At 46.0% G+C, this 372-nt stretch carries 1 pseudogene; it reads left to right on the top strand.

From position 1 onward, the window contains the following. Positions 1-328, top strand: a pseudogene (locus NR114_RS24220) (hypothetical protein); the annotation flags it as partial. Positions 329-372: the final 44 nt, after the last annotated feature.

Raw genomic sequence — 372 nt, 5'->3', positions numbered from 1 at the left:
GGGTCTTGGGCTCAGTAACTCAGCTCGTATCGGCGGATACGCGATCCACTTTGGGTCAGGGGTAGGATCAGTCATCACGCGTGAGGGGGAGACTGGGAAATGGACTCATAGTAGTGGTGATGGTGGTGAAAATAACTTCTATAGCATCGGTGTTAAACGTCAGCTTTCGTGGATGAAGGTGTGGGGCTCGTTCCCTGATCCTGATGCCATCAAAAACGTAACCATAGACTTAATGGTGCAAGCTTATATCAATAAAGCTTCTGAATTGGATCTGACTAAACCGGTCATCTTAGATGGTTTGACCACCCTTGAACTGGTTTATCTGTAAGTCATACTTTTCGATTTAGTATTGGTTTGCGGTGGGGGATATTT

The organism is Serratia sp. Ser99, from assembly GCF_024519545.1.
GTDB classification, from domain to species: domain Bacteria; phylum Pseudomonadota; class Gammaproteobacteria; order Enterobacterales; family Enterobacteriaceae; genus Serratia; species Serratia liquefaciens.
Note: the sequence above shows the minus strand (reverse complement) of the source record. Positions and strands in the feature narration are given on the sequence as shown.